This window comes from Streptomyces sp. NBC_00483 (genome assembly GCF_036013745.1).
In the GTDB taxonomy this organism is placed as follows: Bacteria; Actinomycetota; Actinomycetes; order Streptomycetales; family Streptomycetaceae; genus Streptomyces.
The window spans coordinates 5,872,176-5,887,762 of the sequence record NZ_CP107880.1 but is presented as its reverse complement, the minus strand read 5'-3'; the positions used below and the strand labels follow the sequence as shown (position 1 = coordinate 5,887,762).

Annotated in this window: 14 protein-coding genes; 3 read left to right on the top strand and 11 right to left on the bottom strand. The window is 70.5% G+C overall.

The genetic code is table 11. The features are described 5' to 3' along the window. Window positions 1-22: 22 nt before the first annotated feature. Genes OHA73_RS26510 through OHA73_RS26500 form a run of 3 tightly spaced genes read left to right on the top strand, consistent with a single transcriptional unit; the run spans window position 23 to window position 1,700 of the window. Complete coding sequence (locus tag OHA73_RS26510; protein ID WP_327656303.1) at window positions 23-532, top strand: carboxymuconolactone decarboxylase family protein; 510 nt, start codon at window positions 23-25, stop codon at window positions 530-532. Then, window positions 529-978, top strand: coding sequence for a carboxymuconolactone decarboxylase family protein (locus tag OHA73_RS26505; RefSeq protein ID WP_266713288.1), 450 nt, complete (start codon window positions 529-531; stop codon window positions 976-978). Before OHA73_RS26510 ends, OHA73_RS26505 begins: the two co-directional genes overlap by 4 nt. Beyond that, window positions 972-1,700, top strand: coding sequence for an isocitrate lyase/PEP mutase family protein (locus OHA73_RS26500; RefSeq protein ID WP_327656302.1), 729 nt, complete (start codon window positions 972-974; stop codon window positions 1,698-1,700). The genes OHA73_RS26505 and OHA73_RS26500 overlap by 7 nt, the downstream gene beginning before the upstream one ends. Window positions 1,701-1,839: 139 nt before the next feature. Here OHA73_RS26500 and OHA73_RS26495 read toward each other — a convergent pair whose 3' ends face one another. The 11 genes from OHA73_RS26495 to OHA73_RS26445 form a co-directional block, all read right to left on the bottom strand. Next, window positions 1,840-2,808 carry an ABC transporter substrate-binding protein gene (locus tag OHA73_RS26495; protein WP_327656301.1) on the bottom strand — a complete coding sequence of 323 codons (969 nt, stop codon included), beginning with the start codon at window positions 2,806-2,808 and terminating at the stop codon, window positions 1,840-1,842. Between the two features lies 1 nt (window position 2,809). Continuing rightward, window positions 2,810-4,780, bottom strand: a complete 1,971-nt coding sequence (locus OHA73_RS26490; RefSeq protein WP_443063226.1) for an ABC transporter permease — start codon at window positions 4,778-4,780, stop codon at window positions 2,810-2,812. Then, window positions 4,777-6,027, bottom strand: a complete 1,251-nt coding sequence (locus tag OHA73_RS26485; RefSeq protein WP_327656299.1) for a quaternary amine ABC transporter ATP-binding protein — start codon at window positions 6,025-6,027, stop codon at window positions 4,777-4,779. Before OHA73_RS26485 ends, OHA73_RS26490 begins: the two co-directional genes overlap by 4 nt. An 11-nt stretch (window positions 6,028-6,038) precedes the next feature. After that, window positions 6,039-7,580, bottom strand: coding sequence for a GMC family oxidoreductase (locus OHA73_RS26480; RefSeq protein ID WP_327656298.1), 1,542 nt, complete (start codon window positions 7,578-7,580; stop codon window positions 6,039-6,041). Between the two features lie 76 nt (window positions 7,581-7,656). Then, a complete protein-coding gene (locus tag OHA73_RS26475) occupies window positions 7,657-9,159 on the bottom strand; it encodes an aldehyde dehydrogenase family protein (RefSeq protein ID WP_327656297.1) in 1,503 nt (500 codons plus the stop codon). A 201-nt stretch (window positions 9,160-9,360) separates the two neighbouring features. Further along, on the bottom strand, window positions 9,361-10,188 hold the full coding sequence (locus tag OHA73_RS26470) for a hypothetical protein (protein WP_327656296.1): 828 nt from the start codon (window positions 10,186-10,188) through the stop codon (window positions 9,361-9,363). Beyond that, window positions 10,185-10,547, bottom strand: a complete 363-nt coding sequence (locus tag OHA73_RS26465; protein ID WP_266713272.1) for a hypothetical protein — start codon at window positions 10,545-10,547, stop codon at window positions 10,185-10,187. The genes OHA73_RS26470 and OHA73_RS26465 overlap by 4 nt, the downstream gene beginning before the upstream one ends. Further along, window positions 10,534-12,291, bottom strand: coding sequence for a hypothetical protein (locus tag OHA73_RS26460; RefSeq protein ID WP_266713270.1), 1,758 nt, complete (start codon window positions 12,289-12,291; stop codon window positions 10,534-10,536). The genes OHA73_RS26465 and OHA73_RS26460 overlap by 14 nt, the downstream gene beginning before the upstream one ends. Before the next feature lie 246 nt (window positions 12,292-12,537). Beyond that, window positions 12,538-13,530, bottom strand: a complete 993-nt coding sequence (locus OHA73_RS26455) for a malate dehydrogenase (RefSeq protein ID WP_267069475.1) — start codon at window positions 13,528-13,530, stop codon at window positions 12,538-12,540. Between the two features lie 300 nt (window positions 13,531-13,830). Further along, window positions 13,831-14,850, bottom strand: a complete 1,020-nt coding sequence (locus OHA73_RS26450; RefSeq protein WP_327656295.1) for a helix-turn-helix domain-containing protein — start codon at window positions 14,848-14,850, stop codon at window positions 13,831-13,833. A 287-nt stretch (window positions 14,851-15,137) separates the two neighbouring features. Beyond that, window positions 15,138-15,578 (bottom strand): DUF3017 domain-containing protein, encoded by a 441-nt coding sequence (locus tag OHA73_RS26445; RefSeq protein ID WP_267072812.1) that lies wholly within the window; start codon window positions 15,576-15,578, stop codon window positions 15,138-15,140. Between the last annotated feature and the right edge of the window lie 9 nt (window positions 15,579-15,587).

The following is a 15,587-nucleotide window of genomic DNA, read 5'->3' as shown; positions in this document are numbered from 1 at the left end:
ACTCCCTTCGTAGGCTCGAAGCATGACGAACAACGAGAACAGCACCGAAAACGCCCCGTACATGCACGAGCACACCCCTCGCCTCGACTGGTCCCGCCAGGCCCCCGAGGTCTTCAAGGCGATGATCAAGCTGGACGCGGCCGCCCGCGCGGGCGTGGACCCGAAGATCGCCGAACTCGTAAAGATCCGCGCCTCGCAGATCAACCGCTGCGCCCTCTGCCTCGACATGCACACCAAGGACGCCCTGGCGGCGGGCGAGAGCGTGGAGCGGATCATCCAGCTCAGCGCGTGGGAGGAGTCGCAGCACTTCTACACGGAGAAGGAGATCGCGGCCCTCGAACTGACCGAGGCGATCACGGTCCTCACCGACGGTTTCGTGCCGGACGAGGTCTACGAGAAGGCGGCGAAGGTCTACGACGAGCAGGAGCTGGCCCAGCTGATCGCCGCGATCACGGTCATCAACGCCTGGAACCGCTTCGGCGTCTCGACCCGCCAGTCGCCGGGCCACTACACGCCTGGGGACTTCAAGTGACCGCTCGTACGCGACAGTTGGACGCCGGGGTCCGGACGGCGATGCAGGCGCTGAGCGCCGCCGCCAAGAAGGGCCTCGGCGACCCGGTCCTCGCGGAACTGGTGGCGATCAGGGCCTCACAGCTCAACGAGTGCGCGTTCTGCCTGGACATGCACGTGGACATCGCGGTGCGCACGAACGGCGAGACCGCACACCGCATCGCGCTCCTGAACGCATGGCGCGAGGCGGGCGCGGTCTTCGACGACCGGGAAAGGGCTGCCCTCGCACTCACGGACGCGATGACGCTCCTGACGGACGGCTACGTCCCGGACGAGGCGTACGAGGCGGCGGCAAAGCACTTCTCGGAACAGGAACTCGCCCACTTGATCGCCTCGATCGTGGTCATCAACAACTGGAACCGGCTGATGGTGAGCCGGCGCATCGAGCCTGGAGGCCCCGCATGGTGAGTCCGAGCGCCGCCGATACGTTCCGCGCCCTGCACCACGACCGCTCCCCCGGCGACCCGCTCGTCCTCCCCGGCCCGTGGGACGCGGCGAGCGCCCGCGTCTTCGAGGAGACCGGCTTCCCCGCCCTCGCGACACCGTCCGCCGGAGTCGCCGCGTCGCTCGGCTACGAGGACGGGCAGACCCCGGCGGACGAGATGTTCGCGGCGGTCCGCAGGATCGTGCGCGCGGTGTCGGTGCCGGTGTCGGCGGACATCGAGGCCGGCTACGGGATCGCCCCGAAGGAACTGGTGGAACGCCTCCTGGAAACGGGAGCCGTGGGCTGCAACCTGGAGGACTCGCGCCCGGACGGCACACTCAACGACCCGCACGCGCAAGCGGATTGGCTGGCCGAATTCCGCTCGGCGGCGTCCGACCGCGTCGTCCTGAACGCCCGCATCGACACGTTCATCCGCGGCGCCGCGGACCCGATCGCCGAGGCGGTGGAACGCGCCCGCCTGTACATCGCCGCGGGCGCGGACTGCGTCTACCCGATCGGCGCACCGGCGGAGGCTGTTCCGGCCCTGCGCTCCGGCATCGAGGGCCCGATCAACGTCGGCGCCCCGCCCGACGGCCCGTCCCCGCGCGAGTGGGGCGAACTGGGGGCCACCCGGATCACGTTCGGCCCGGGCTTGCAGCGGAGGGCGATGGGGGCGGTGCGGGAGATCGCGGAGGGGTTGCGGTAGGTCCGCTCCCGCAGACGTGGACTGCAGACGTGGACTGCAGGCGTGGACTGCAGACGTGGACTGCAGACGTGGACTGCAGACGTGGACTGTGACGGCTGTCTCCGACTTCGTCGTAGTGAGCCGTCACAGTCCCGGCTGGTTACTTCTTCGGGAGCCACTTCTTCCACGTCGAGCGGTGGGTGTCGACCCACTTCTTGGCTGCGGCTTCCGGGGTGAGCTTCTTGTCGGCGATCAGGAGGGAGACCTCGTTCTGGTCGTCCGTCGTCCACTTGAAGTTCTTCAGAAGCTGCGCCGCCTCGCCGCCGTTCTTGGCGAAGCCCGTGTTGAGGTACTTCTGGAGCGGCGTCGTCGGGTAGGCGCAGGTGATCTTCTTCGGGTCGGCGTCGCAGCCCTCCTTGTACTTGGGCAGCTTCACCTCCGTCATCGGCACCTGCTTCGTCAGCCACTGGGGCGTGTACCAGTACGACAGGAACGGCTTCTTCTGCTTGGCGAACTGCTTCATCTGTGTGATTTGGGCGGCCTCGGAGCCCGCGAACACGACCTGGTAGTCCAGGTTCAGGTTCTTCACCAGCGCCTTGTCGTTCGTGACGTACGAGGGGGAGCCGTCGAGGAGTTGGCCCTTGCCGCCGCTCTCCGCCGTCTTCAACTGGTCGGCGTACTTGTCGAGGTTCTTCCAGTTGGTGACGTCGGGGTGCTGCTTCGCGAAGTACGTCGGGACGAACCAGCCGATGTGTCCTGTGACGCCGAGGCCGCCACCGTTCACGATCGTCTTCTTGTCCTTGACGTAGCGCTGCACCTGGTCGGGGTGGCCCCAGTCCTCCAGGATCGCGTCGACGCGGCCCTGGCTGAGGGCGTCCCACGCGGGGACCTCGTCGACCTGCACGGTGTCGACGCGGTAGCCGAGTTCGTGCTCCAGCAGGTACTGGGCGACCGCCACGTTCGCCTGTGCGCCGACCCAGGACTGGACCGAGAGGGTCACCGTCTTCGCGCCCTGGGCGTTGGCGTACGGGGACGCCTGCTTGGTCATGTCGGCCGCGCCGCACCCGGTGGCCGTGAGGAGGAGGGTCGCTCCCGCGACTGCTGTGAATGTCTTGCGCGTTCGTCGCATGTCACGCGTCCTTTCCTGCGCCGGTACGGCGGCCCGTCGGCTGCGTCACCCGGTCCAGCATCAGGCCGAGGCAGACGATCGCCGCGCCCGCGACCAGGCCGGTGGCCAGATCACCTTGCGCGAGGCCGAAGACCACGTCGTAGCCGAGTGCGCCACCGCCGACCAGGCCGCCGATGATGACGACGGCGAGGACCAGGACCACGCCCTGGTTGACGGCGAGCAGCAACGCCGGGCGGGCGAGCGGGAGTTGGACCTGGCGCAGCTGCTGCCACGTGGTCGCGCCCATCGAGCGGGACGCCTCCATCGCGGCCGGGTCCACCTGACGCAGGCCTTGTGTCGTGATGCGTACGACGGCGGGGAGCGCGTAGACGACGGCCGCGGCGACGGCCGGGGCGCGGCCGACGCCGAAGAGGGCGACGACCGGGATCAGGTACACGAACTGCGGCATCGTCTGGAAGACGTCCAGGACCGGGCGGAGCAGTCGTTCGATGCGCTCGCTGCGGGCCGCGCCGATGCCGATCGCGACGCCGAGGACCAGCGTGACCAGTACCGCCGCGATGACCTGCGAGAGCGTGTCGAGCGACGGCTTCCATACGCCGAGGGCGCCGATCGCGGCCATCGCGAGGACCGCGGTGAGCGCGGTGCGCCAGGTGCCGATCAGCCAGGCGAGCGCGGCGACGATCAGCAGCACCGACCACCAGGGCAGCCAGGTGAGGCCGTCGCGCACCGGGTTGAGGATCCCCGTGGTGAAGTGCGCGGCCCAGTCGGCGGTGCCGCCGATGTACGGGACGCCGGTGTAGAGGTGGTCCGTCATCCAGTCGACGGCGTCGTTGACGGGCGTCGCGATGGTGACGACCCACGAGTCGGGCCAGTCGAGGCGGTCCATGAAACGGGTCGCCAGCGCGACCACCACGGTGCCGAGCGCGACCACGCCCCACTTCCACGGGGCCGGGGCCGAGTCGTGCGAGCCCATCCGCTCCCCCGCCGCGGCCGTGACCCGGTCGAGGACGACGGCGAGCAGCACGATCGGGATGCCGGCCGCGAGCGCGGCGCCGACGTCGACGGAGGCGAGCGCCTGGTAGACGCGGTCGCCGAGGCCGCCCGCGCCGATCACGGAGGCGATGACGGCCATGGAGAGCGCCATCATGATCGTCTGGTTGAGGCCGAGGAGGAGTTCCTTGCGGGCCAGCGGCAGGCGCGCGCTCAGCAACCGCTGGCGGGCCGTGGCGCCGAGCGAGGTGACGGCCTCCATCACGCCGCCGTCCACGGAGCGCAGGCCGAGCGCGGTGAGGCGGGCCATCGGCGGGGCGGCGTAGACGACCGTGGCGAGCACGGCGGCCGGGACGCCCATGCCGAAGACGAGGACGACCGGGAGGAGGTACGCGTACGCGGGCAGCGCCTGCATGGTGTCGAGGACCGGGCGCAGGCCCCGGTACATGGTGTCGCTCAGGCCCGCGGCGAGGCCGAGCAGGGCGCCGACGATCACCGAGATGAGCACGGCGATCACCATGAGCGCGAGCGTCTGCATGGTGGGCACCCACATACCGAGGATGCCGCACGCCAGGAAGGCGATCGTGGCGAACGCGGCGCTGCGCCAGCCGGCGACGCGCCAGGTGATCAGCCCGACCGCCGCGGTGACGCCGGCCCAGCCGGCCGCGAGCAGCACCAGGTAGACGGCGCGCACGGAGAGGACGACGGCGTTGCTGATGTAGCCGAAGAAGTACAGGAACAGCGGGTGGCTGTCCCGGTTGTCGATGATCCAGTCCGTGGCCTTGCCGAGGGGTTCGGTGAGGTCGACGGTGAGGTCGTGCGGCCAGGTGCCGCTGGACCACTTGGCGTGGGCCAGCGGGACGAGAACCGCGGCGACGACGGCGAGCAGCACGATCTTGCCCAGGGCGCGGTTGCGCCAGAGGGGGCGGGGCCGCTCAGCGGTACTTGTGGCCGAGGCGGCCGTTACGGCAGCAGCCATCAGTCGGTCCCCTCATCCGAATCAAGCCCCTGCGGCGATTGAGCAGGCTTTTCGAGCCCCGCCGGCGATTGAGCAGCCTCTTCAGGCCCCGCCGCCGATTGAGCCTTTTCAAGCCCCGCCGGCGATTGAGGCGCGGGGTCCGGGGCAGCGCCCCGCGGCCCGGGAACGGCTCCCGCGTCAGAGCTCACACCCGCAACCACTCCGAGCAACCGCTCGTGGTCGACGACGCCGACACACTCCCCGTCCTCCACCACCCGCACCGCGAACCCGCTGGAAGCAACCGCCTCGATCGCCTCCGAAACCGTGGCGTCCGCCGAGATCGAAGGCCCCCGGTCCGCCTCGTCCGCATCGGCGGGCCGCATGGCCCTGCGTACGGTCATGACCTGCTCGCGCGGCACGTCCCGGACGAACTCACGGACGTAGTCGTCCGCGGGCGCGCCCACGATCTCCTCGGGCGTGCCGAGCTGGACGACCTTGCCGTCGCGCATCAGCGCGATGCGGTCACCGAGGCGCAGCGCCTCCTGGAGGTCGTGGGTGATGAAGACCATCGTGCGCCCCTCCTCGCGGTGCAGGCGCACGACCTCCTCCTGCATGTCGCGCCGGATCAGCGGGTCGAGCGCACTGAACGGCTCGTCGAACAACAGCACTTCCGGATCCACGGCCAGCGCGCGCGCCAACCCCACCCGCTGCTGCTGGCCACCGGAGAGCTGACCGGGGCGGCGCTGCTCCAGGCCGTCGAGGCCGACCTTCGCGACGACCTCCATCGCCTTCGCGCGGCGCTCGGCGCGGCCCACGCCCTGGATCTCCAGGCCGTACGCGACGTTGTCGAGGACCGTGCGGTGCGGCAGCAGGCCGAAGTGCTGGAACACCATGGCCGCGCGGTGCCGGCGCAGTTCGCGCAGGCGGGACTTGTCCATGGCCAGGACGTCCTCGCCGTCGATCTCCAGCTTCCCGGACGTCGGCTCGATGAGCCTGGTCAGGCAGCGTACGAGGGTCGACTTGCCGGAGCCCGACAGGCCCATGACAACGAAGACCTCGCCCCTCTTCACGTCGAACGACACATCGCGAACGGCGGCCGTGCAGCCGGTCTTCGCCCGCAGTTCGGCGGCGCTCAGGTCCGCCAACTCGGCCTGTTCCGGCACACGTTCGGCCTTCGGTCCGAAGACCTTCCACAGGTTACGTACGGCGAACACGGACTCGGACCCGGAATCGGTCCGCTCACCGGCGTCCGCGGAGGACGCAGAAGACATCGTCGCGCTCATCACGCATCACCACCCAGCAGTTCGGCGCACTTCTCCCCGACCATGAGCACCCCGATCATCGGGTTCACCGCGGGCATCGTCGGGAAGACGGACGCGTCGGCGATACGGATGGAATTCAGCCCGCGGACCTTCAACTGGGGGTCTACCACGGCGAGTTCGTCGTCCGCAGCACCGATGCGGCAAGTTCCCGCGGGGTGGTAGACGGTGTGCGCGACCTTGCGCGCGTACTCGCTGAGCGCCTCGTCGTCCGTGATGTCAGGACCGGGGCAGACCTCGCGCTTGAGCCAGCCGGCCAGCGGCTCGGTCTTGGCGATCTCGCGGGCGATCTTGATGCCGTCGACGAGGGTCTTGCCGTCGTAGTCGTCCTCGTCCGTGAAGTAACGGAAGTCGAGGGCGGGCTTGACCTCGGGGTCCGCGCTGGTCAGGTAGACACGGCCGCGGCTCTTCGGCTTGGGGATGTTCGGCGTCATGGACACCCCGTGCTCCGGCTGCTCGTAGCCGAGGCGCTCCGGGTTGTCCGTGAACGGGATTTGATAGAAGTGGAACATCAGGTCGGGCCCCGATGCCTCCGGGTCGCGCTGGATGAACAGGCCCGCGTCGGAGTCCATGGCGCTGTTCTCGGGGATCGGCCCGTTCGTCTCCCAGACGATGACCGACTCCGGGTGGTCGAGCAGGTTCTCGCCCACGCCCGGCAGATCGTGCAGGACCGGGATGCCGAGGGCCTCCAGGTCGGCCTTCGGGCCGATGCCGGAGTGCATCAGCAGGCGCGGCGTGTCGACGGCGCCGGCGCACACGAGCACCTCGGTGCGCGCGGATATGAGCTTCTCCACGCCGTCCTTGCCGCGCACGCGCACGCCGCGCGCGGTGAGCCCTTCAGCGCCCTCGTCGAACTCCAGCTTGTACGCCCAAGTCTCAAGCAGAAGCGTCAAGTTGGGGCGGTCGCCGGCCTCCATGTGCGGGTGCAGGTACGCCACCGACGCGCTGGAGCGCTTGTTGTTCTCGGGGTGGTACGCCAGGTCGAAGAAGCCGACGCCGTCCTTGAACGGGCCCTTGTTGAAGCCCTCGACGCGCGGCACGCCCGTCGCGGCCTGCGCGGCCTCGACGAAGTCGCTCGCGATCGCGTTCCGGTCCTTGGCGTCGACCGGCACGACGTTGTTGCGCAGCTTGGAGAAGTACGGGTCCATCGTCTTGTGGTCCCAGCCCTCGGCGCCCGCGGCCGCCCACTCGTCCCAGTCGCCGGGCAGCGGCTTGAACGAGATGAGCGTGTTGTGCGACGAGCAGCCGCCCAGCACCTTGGCGCGGCTGTGCAGGATGTGCGAGTTGCCGCGCGGCTGCTCGGTGGTGGTGTAGCCGTAGTCCAGGTCGCCGCCGAGCAGGCCGAGCCAGCGGCGCAGCGTCAGCACGTCGTCGCGGTCGATGTCGCTGGGGCCACCCTCGATGACGGCGACGGCGACGTCCGGGTTCTCGGTGAGCCGGGAGGCGATCACCGATCCCGCGGTGCCGCCACCGACGATGACGTAGTCGTAGGTGTCTTCAGACATTGCTCAACTCCAAGGCGTTGCAAGGTGCTTCGCGTAATGGGGGACGTACGGGGGGACGGGGACCGGACGGGGTGGATCAGCCCGCGAACCAGCGGACCGGCTTCGGCGCCAGGTTCTGGTAGACGTGCTTGCTCTCGCGGTACTCGGCGAGCCCGGCGGGGCCCAGTTCGCGGCCGACGCCGCTCTTTCCGAAGCCGCCCCACTCGGCCTGCGGCAGGTAGGGGTGGAAGTCGTTGATCCAGATGGTGCCGTGGCGCATGCGGCGCGCCATGCGGCGGGCACGGCCCGCGTCGGTGGTCCACACGCCGCCCGCGAGGCCGTACTCGGTGTCGTTGGCGAGCGTGACGGCCTCGTCCTCGGTGCGGAACGTCTCGACGGTGAGGATCGGACCGAAGGTCTCCTCGCGGACGACGCGCATCTCGCGGTGGCACTGGTCGAGGACGGTCGGCTCGTAGAAGTAGCCGGTGGCGGGCCGCACCTCGGAGGCCTCGGGGCGCTTGCCGCCGCAGCGCAGCACGGCGCCCTCGGCGAGCGCGGAGGCAACGTAGTCCTCGGTCTTGGCGCGCTGGGGCTCGCTGACGAGCGGGCCGCACTCGACGCCGTCCTCGGTGCCGCGGCCGAGGCGGATCTTCTCGGCGCGGCGGGTGAGTTCGGCGACGAAGCGCTCGCGCACGGACTCCTCGATGATGAGGCGGGCACCGGCGGAGCAGACCTGGCCGCTGTGGATGAAGGCGGCGTTGAGCGCCTGGTCGACGGCGGTGTCGAAGTCCTCGTCGCTCTCGCACGCGTCGGCGAAGACGACGTTCGGGTTCTTGCCGCCGAGTTCGAGGGCGACCTTCTTGACGCCGGCCGCGGCGGCCTGGGCCACCTTGGTGCCGCTGACCAGACCGCCGGTGAAGGAGACGAGGTCGACGTCGGGGTGGTCGGCGAAGCGGGCGCCGACGGAGGCGCCGGGGCCGGTCACGATGTTGGCGACGCCCTGCGGCAGCCCGGCCTCGACCAGCAGCTCGACGAGCACGACCGTCGTCAGCGGCGTGATCTCGCTCGGCTTGATGACGAAGGTGTTGCCCGCGGCGAGCGCCGGGGCGATCTTCCAACTCGCCTGGAGGAGCGGGTAGTTCCAGGGCGTGATCATGGAGCAGACGCCGACGGGCTCGTGCACGACGACGCTGTGGATGTCGTCGGAGCCGGCGTCGACGACGCGGCCCGCGCCCTCACCGATGACGAGATCGGCGAAGTAGCGGAAGGCGTCGGCGACGCAGTCGACGTCGACGCGGCCCTCCTCGACGGTCTTGCCCGCGTCCCGGCTCTCCAGGAGGCCGATCTTCTCCCGGTCCCGGACGAGGAGGTCGGCGACGCGACGCAGCAGCGCGGCGCGCTCGGCGACGGGCGTCTCCGGCCAGGGGCCCTCGTCGAAGGCCTTGCGGGCGGCGGCGATCGCGGCGTCCGCGTCCTCGGCGCCGCCCTCGGCGATCACGGCGAACGGCTTGGCATCCGCAGGGTCGAGGATCTCGCGCGTGGCCCCTGCTGCGGCCCCGCGCCACTCTCCGTCGACATGAATGGTGTTCTGCACTGACACGACCTGCTTCGCCTTCCGTTCCGGGAATGTCCCCCGAGCACCGCAAACGCCCTTTCGGCGCTCTCTCCGGTGACGTCGGAAGCCCCTGCCCCGACGCATGGGAAGCATGCCCGTACGTCGACGAAAGTGCGCTGTGTCACGACACGGCGCGAGTGCGGGCGGCGACGCTGCGTGAAAGCAGGGCCGGCCGCCCGCGTCCTCTCACCCCTGCGCGAACCGCGACAGCGCGGTGGCGAGCCGGTCCCGCTGCCCGGGCCACTCGGACTCCGGGCCCGCGACGAGCACCGCGTACTGGGTGCCGTCCTGCGCGGTGAACGAGAAGTCGACCACCTTTCTGCGCGCGCCCAGCTTCTCGCTGTCGTACGAGTAGACGAGCTCGGCCGCGTCGTCGGTGACCACGTCGGAGGCCCCCTCGGGCGCCGACGTCGCCTCCAGTGAGGACTGCTCGTACCCGTCCTTCGAAAGACTCGTCGAGAGGCTGTCGGCCGCGACCCGGAGCGATTCGAGCGGTGTGGTGTCCGGCTCCGTGATGGTGAAGATCTGGATGAGCGAGGACTCGTCGGGGGACGTGTAGAACACGCCCTGCTTGCTCTCGCTGCGGTCCCAGCCCTCGGGAACCGCGAGCGTGAAGCCCGCGTCGTCCGACACCTCCCGGTAGCCGGCGGGGAGCTCGTCGGTCGACGAGGGAGTAGGCGTCGGCGTGGGAGTGGGCTCCGGACCCGAGCTCGTGGGCGCCGCGGACGCCCCCGTCGGCTTCGGATCCGGCCCCGGGTCGTCCCCACGGCCGAGCAGCACCACCGTCGTCGCGACGGCGGCGCCGAGCACGGCCGCGCCCAGCACCACGACGGCGAAGCGCCGGGTCCGGCCGGGCGGCGACGAGGGCGGGGGCGGCTCCTGCGCCTCGGGTCCCGGCCAGGGCGACGGCGGGGCGAACTCCGGCCGCGGCGGGGGCGGCGACGACACGGACCCGGGGCCCGAGCCCGCCTCCTCCCAGCGCTGGGTCTCCTCGTTCCAGTGGCGTCCGCTCATCTCATGTTCCCCAGCATGGCGGCCACCGTGCCGGCCGACGCGAGCAGCGAGACGACCGCCTGCGAGTCGCCGAGCAGCGCACGCAGCCGCTCGATGCGGGTCGCCGGGGCACGGCCGGTACGGGTGATCTCGCCCTCTGTCTCGGCGAGTTCGGCGTCGAGGGTGCGCAGCTGCTCGTCGTCGCGCAGCCGGGTCAGGTCGGCGCGCAGTTCACGTACCGCCGCGAGCAGTTCCCGCATCGTCTCGTCGGACTGCGGGGCGCTGCCGGTGTGGCTCTCCGCACGGGCGTGGCTGCCGATGGCGAAGGTGCTGCCGTGGACGTCACCGATGCTGACCGAGGGCTCGTCATTCGCTGCCATGGTCGTCGGATCCCTTCTCGTTCGGCGCGGTGTTGTCGGCCGTTCCCGACGTCGCGCTGGCGTGCGAACCGACGGCGAAGGTGGAGTCCTCGACCCGGTCGATGTTCACGCCGCCACTGCTGATGTTCACGATCTTCTGGACGAACTCGCCGGTCTGGTAACCGGATTCGGCGAGCGCGTGGAGCACCCCGTTGGCGATGCGGTCCTGGATCGACTTGAGGTAGCGCTCGACGTCCATCTGCTGGAACAGCGAGCCGGGGCCCTCCGAACCGAGCTCACGCACCGACACGGCGGGGCCGTCCGGCAGCGCGCTCCCGTACCCGCCGGTGAGCACCCGCCAGCCGTAGCCGGCCCAGCGACCGACGGTGACGAGGGAGCGCACGGGCGAGCCCGCCACCCGCGCGAAGGCCCAGGCGGCCTTGCCGAGCGGGTTGTTGTGGCGGAACTGGTGGGCGGTGCGGTCCGCGTTCTGGAACGGCTCGAGCACCGGGGCGAGGACGTGCGGCGCGATCTCCAGCATCAGCATCCGGCCCTGGGTGTGGACGCGTACGAAGACGGTGACGACCAGCTCCTCCTCCCAGCCGCCGACCCGGATCCGCAGGAAGTGCCGGCGCTTCTCCGCGCCCTCCTCGACGGACCGGGCCCGATGCTCCTCGAAGGCCTCCGGCCGGTACGGGGCGTCCTCCCGGTGCGCGAGGCCCTCGGCGGGCAGGAAGACGCACTCGTCGATCTCCAGCCAGCGCAGCCGGTCGCGCACGGTGGTGCCCGCGAACTCGGCGGGCAGCCGCAGCTGTTCGAGCAGCGGCCGGACCTCCTCCAGGATCTTCCGGTTGTTGAGCGGCTGCTGCTTCTTCATCCGGTCGGGCCGCAGTTCGACGGCGAGGGTCCAGGTGTCGACCGGTTCGCCGGCCCCGCAGAACGGGCGGACAGCGTGGTACATGATCAGCGGTGCGTGCTGCTCGACCCTGATCCGCCGCTTCACCCGCTGGAAGCGGGCGCCCTCGGCGCTCTCCGCCGGGTCGGCGCTCGCGTCCCCGAACCGCGCCTCGGACAGTTCGGCCCCGAGCGCGCGTGCGAACTGGCTGCGCTGGGCGCCCACGCACGCGGCGATCAGGACGAGCAGCAGCATCGTGAGCCAGCCGTGCAGGGCGTCACCGGAGGCAGAGCCCTCGGGAATCATCCAGCTCAGGACGTCGGGCAGGACGTCGCGCAGGCCCGAACGGACCTCGTAGGAGAAGCTCTCGTAGTCGTTCTCGTCGCTGGTGACCATGGTCACGGTGGAGAGCAGCAGCGCGATCAGCAGGCCCCGGCCCCACCAGCGCACCCACCAGGCGGCCACCCGGCGGTAGATCGGCGGCCGCTCCTGGGACCCGCGGATCCAGACGCCGAGCGCGAGCAGCGCGGACGGCAGCAGGAAGGCGAGGATCCAGTAGCCGGTCAGCGGCAGGCCCACGACCCACAGGCCGAGCACGGCCCCGGACCAGGCCACTTCGATGCGCCGGGCGCGTAACGCGTGCGCGAGGACGCGGGCCGCGTCGAAGCCGAGCGAGGGGGCCGCGATGCGCTGCTCGTGCAGATGCAGCTGTTCGATGACCCGGTCCCGGTAGCCCTGGTCGAGGTAGGCGCCGGCGCAGAGCAGCCGGGTGGCCTCGCTGGCGTGCGGCGGTTTCGCCGACGGGGGTGGCCCCACCGCCCCGACGTCGGCTCCGGATGACGACTGCTGCGGTACATAGGCGGTGCTCACACCACTCCCCCGATGCCATCGATGATGACTGTTCGAACTGCCCTTGTTGGTGCGGCAGTTGATGAGGGAGAAGCATAGGACGTAGCGGTGACATGCAGAACTGGATACTCCGCATGGTGTGTGGTGGGACCACAGAAAAGCGGTTGCCCCTCGGACGGGAAGTCCGAGGGGCAACCGCCGCGACCGCGCGGGTCACATGAGCGTCAGGCGCGGATCAGTGGATCACTGGATCGCTGGATCGCTGGATCAGATGAGGCCCAGGCCGCGCACGGCCTCGCGCTCGTCCACCAGCTCCTGCACGGACGCGTCGATGCGCGTACGCGAGAACTCGTTGATCTCCAGGCCCTGGACGATCTCGTACTTGCCGTCCTTCGTGGTGACGGGGAAGGACGAGATGATGCCCTCCGGCACGCCGTACGAGCCGTCCGACGGGATGCCCATGGAGGTCCAGTTGCCCTCGGCCGTGCCGTTGACCCACGTGTGGACGTGGTCGATCGCGGCGTTGGCGGCGGAGGCGGCGGAGGACGCGCCACGGGCCTCGATGATCGCGGCACCGCGCTTGGCGACGGTCGGGATGAAGTCCTCGGCCAGCCACTTCTCGTCGTTGCCGATGGCCTCGATGGCGGGCTTGCCGGCGACCGTGGCCTGGAAGATGTCCGGGTACTGGGTGGCCGAGTGGTTGCCCCAGATCGTCAGGCGCTGGATGTCGGCGACCGTGGCGCCCGACTTCTTCGCGAGCTGGGTCAGCGCGCGGTTGTGGTCGAGGCGGGTCATCGCGGTGAAGCGCTCGGCCGGTACGTCCGGGGCGGCGGCCTGGGCGATCAGCGCATTGGTGTTCGCCGGGTTGCCGACGACGAGGATCTTGACGTCGTCCGCGGCGTTGTCGTTGATGGCCTTGCCCTGCGGCTTGAAGATGCCGCCGTTGGCCTCGAGGAGGTCACCGCGCTCCATGCCCTTGGTGCGGGGGCGGGCGCCGACGAGGAGGCCGACGTTCGTGCCGTCGAAGGCGACGTTCGGGTCGTCGGTGATCTCGATGCCCTGAAGCAGCGGGAAGGCGCAGTCGTCGAGCTCCATGGCAGTGCCCTCGGCGGCCTTGAGCGCCGGGGTGATCTCCAGGAGACGCAGCTTGACCGGCACGTCCGCGCCGAGCAGCTGGCCGGAGGCGATGCGGAAGAGCAGTGCGTAGCCGATCTGGCCGGCGGCGCCGGTGACGGTGACGTTCACGGGAGTGCGGGTCATGGCGTTCTCCGTAGGACAGCAGGTCATTTGATCGATCTCTTGGTATCAAGAGATCCGTTCGTCAGGCTATCGCGCCCCGCCCGTACGGGAACCACAGGTCCATGTGGATCGCCCCACAGCGCGCACACCCGCACCTTGGTCCGAACACACGAGGGCGGCCGCCGGGCCCGGGAGAGAAAGGCTCGGACGGCCGCCGTGGGGGTGCTACTGCGCCATCCCGTGGGGGTAGTGATGCGCCTTCCCCGAAGTGACGCACCCATGCCCCGTCTCTGCGGAGCTACTTGGTGCGGCTGTGCGGAGCTACTTGGTGCAGCCCTTCTGCCCGCTCGCGAGCGTCGCGCACGCCTTGACGTCGGAGGCCGCGTCCACCGCCAGCATCGGCGTGTACGCGTCCGTGTCCGCGGCGCTGACCGTGCCCTTCTTCGAGGGCGTGGCACCCTTCTGCAGCTGCACGACGTCCCCGGGCGCCGCGCCCTGGATCCGGCCCCACGCCGCCTTGCAGGTCTTGCTGTAGCGGACCTGGACGGTGACGGTGCCGATCACGGCCTCGGTGGAGTTCAGCGCGAGGTCGCCGCCGCAGTTCATGGCCTCCGGGTCCTTGCCGCCGCAGCCCGCGCCCACGCACTTGACGCCCTCGGGCAGCTGGGTCGCGCTCGCGCTCGGCGAGGGCGACTTCGTGGCCTCGGCGTCGCCCCCGCTCCCGTTGAGCACGAAGAAGCCGATGGCGATGATCAGGGCGGCGCCCAGGGCCCCGGCCCCGAACATCAGCAGCCGGCGCCGGCCGCCCCCACCGCCGCCGCCCTGCACCGCACCCCGCGGCGGTTCCTCTGGCGGCAGCACGGGAGCGGGACCGAACTGGTCCACGCTCGGCGCCGTCGCCTGCGGTGGCACGGTCGGGCGCTGCGCCCCGGCCGGCTTGGCCGGTTTCGTCTGCTTGGCGGGCTTGGCCGGTTTGGTCTGCGTGGCCTGCCCGGGCCCCCCGAACTCGCCCAGCGCGGCCCGCGCCTGGGATATCCGGATGGCCTCCATGGTCATGTCGTGGCGCATCTCGGAGCGGCTCCACGCGCGCTCCGCGAGCTCCCACATCGTCGTCAGATGAACGGGATTGGTGCCGGTCACCTCGGCGAGCGCGACGATGGCGCCCTTGGGTGCGAGCAGCCGCCCGTTCAGGTACCGCTCCCACGAGGTCCTGCTGTACCCGGTCCGGTCCGCGAGCGCGGCGATCCCCAGGCCGCTGCGGTCCACAAGTCGGCGCAGCTGTCCGGCGAACTCCCTGACCTGTGGGTCGAGTTCATCCGGAAGCGCCTTCCAACGAGGCATATCGCCCTTCCCCCTATTCCCCCCGCGAGCCCTGATCCCCCGCGCCGCGCGTCGCGCTTCGGCCCCCACTGGCTACCCATTGGGATGCGGGAAACCAGGATGTCAGTTCCCGGTCCGGGGGCGTATGGGGTCATTCGACAGCGTGCACCGGCCCTTGCGTGCGGAAATCCCAAAGAACGTGCCGGAGATCACCACAAAAGGAGGCGGGGCCTCCAAGATGGAGGCCCCGCCTGTCACTTGGGGTTGTCAGTGGCTCACCGACGGCTCATGGACGGCTCGCCGACGGCTCATCGCACCGTGAAATGCAGGGTGTCCTGAAGAAACGGAATCGTCAGCCAGGGGCCGGGCTGCGCCATCATCGCCAGCAGCACGATGACGATGCCGAGGCCCGCGCACGTGATCATGTCGGTGAAGCGCGAGCGCACGGCCAGCATCCCGACGTCCGGCAGCAGCCAGCGCAGCACGGCCCCGCCGATCAGCGCGACGCCCACCAGGATCGTGCCGACGCGGAAGAGTCCGAAGGCGGTCAGCAGCAGCCCGATCGCGGTCACCGAGAGAACGGCGATCAGCGGCCACTGGCGGGCGGGCGCGGGCGCGTCCCCGCCCGCGGCCCGGCCGCCGCCCTCCGGGCGCGCGGTGTCGCGCGTGAAGAGCGGGAAGCGCCGGCTGCCGGTCTTCTTCGAGTCCTGGGAGGCGCCTTCGGACGAGGCGCCCTCGACGGCGCCCATCGCCGCGCT

Bases quoted from the DNA above. Each gene is read 5' to 3' on its own strand.
- OHA73_RS26510 (WP_327656303.1), top strand. From the start codon at position 23: ATGACGAACAACGAGAACAGCACCGAAAACGCCCCGTACATGCACGAG.
- OHA73_RS26500 (WP_327656302.1), top strand. From the start codon at position 972: ATGGTGAGTCCGAGCGCCGCCGATACGTTCCGCGCCCTGCACCACGAC.
- OHA73_RS26495 (WP_327656301.1), bottom strand. From the start codon at position 2,808: ATGCGACGAACGCGCAAGACATTCACAGCAGTCGCGGGAGCGACCCTC.
- OHA73_RS26485 (WP_327656299.1), bottom strand. From the start codon at position 6,027: ATGTCTTCTGCGTCCTCCGCGGACGCCGGTGAGCGGACCGATTCCGGG.
- OHA73_RS26480 (WP_327656298.1), bottom strand. From the start codon at position 7,580: ATGTCTGAAGACACCTACGACTACGTCATCGTCGGTGGCGGCACCGCG.
- OHA73_RS26470 (WP_327656296.1), bottom strand. From the start codon at position 10,188: ATGAGCGGACGCCACTGGAACGAGGAGACCCAGCGCTGGGAGGAGGCG.
- OHA73_RS26465 (WP_266713272.1), bottom strand. From the start codon at position 10,547: ATGGCAGCGAATGACGAGCCCTCGGTCAGCATCGGTGACGTCCACGGC.
- OHA73_RS26455 (WP_267069475.1), bottom strand. From the start codon at position 13,530: ATGACCCGCACTCCCGTGAACGTCACCGTCACCGGCGCCGCCGGCCAG.
- OHA73_RS26450 (WP_327656295.1), bottom strand. From the start codon at position 14,850: ATGCCTCGTTGGAAGGCGCTTCCGGATGAACTCGACCCACAGGTCAGG.
- OHA73_RS26445 (WP_267072812.1), bottom strand. From the start codon at position 15,578: ATGGGCGCCGTCGAGGGCGCCTCGTCCGAAGGCGCCTCCCAGGACTCG.